This is a genomic window from Martinezella lusitana (assembly GCF_010668395.1).
GTDB lineage: Bacteria > Pseudomonadota > Alphaproteobacteria > Rhizobiales > Rhizobiaceae > Rhizobium > Rhizobium lusitanum_A.
Genome location: NZ_WUEY01000072.1, coordinates 1 through 845 on the forward strand (window position 1 = coordinate 1; position 845 = coordinate 845).

The window sequence follows — 845 nt, forward strand, 5'->3', positions numbered from 1 at the left end:
ACCGGCATTGCCCAGCCCAAAAAGGTGGTTGGGGAGACCGCCTAGAACACGAGTGAAGCCCGCATCCGCAGACTTCACCGTTTTCGATGTTTTATACCTTTGCCTTGCGCCCACGCTTAGGCCCGTCCGCTTCCGTCCCGTGCGATACTGACTTTGCGTCCGTTGCCTTAGCGGCAGCGGGTTTTGAAGTCGCCACCTTGGCTGCAGGCGCTTTGGACTTTGCCTTGGCGGTGCTCAGAAGTGCGGCCCGACGCGAACGATTTTCCTCGAGTGCTTTCTGAAACGAACCGTCGTTGTCGGCATGCTGGGCAAGATCGTCGAGAAACTCCGCAACTTGCGCGGTGGTTTCCAGGACAACGTAGTTCAGCCCCTGCCCTGCATCGATCGAATCTCGTCCGATGGTCACGCCGAAGCCGCCGGGCACCCGCTGAAACCAGGTCGAGCGCCATTTGTTGAAGCCCGCAGCATCGCCTTCAAACTCTGTCAGATATGCCTTCTGCTCCGCCACTCTGACGCGGAAGGCGTCGACAGCGCTGCGCGTGCCCGCCTTGGGCTTGTCCGACTTCCTGGAGGACCATTTTTCTAAAAAATTCGTCATTCTATTCGTCTCTTCTGTTTGTATTCGTGATCAAACCAATTGCAGTGCTTTGCGTCGTTAAGGCACCTGCGCTCCTCTCTGCGGGGACGTTTTATAGAATCGCCCTATGATGGCAACATCATGAGCCATGACGGATGCACATGCGACAAAGTTCGGTCGCAGCCAGCATCCGACGTCCGGCGGTCGATATCGGTGGGTATGAGTTCAAAGGCTCGGCCAAGGACTTTTCATGCGGAGACCTCCCCGT

Annotated in this window: 1 protein-coding gene; it reads right to left on the bottom strand. The window is 57.0% G+C overall.

From position 1 onward, the window contains the following. Nucleotides 1–91 precede the first annotated feature (91 nt). On the bottom strand, nt 92–598 hold the full coding sequence (locus GR212_RS36560; RefSeq protein ID WP_163995018.1) for a hypothetical protein: 507 nt from the start codon (nt 596–598) through the stop codon (nt 92–94). Nucleotides 599–845: the final 247 nt, after the last annotated feature.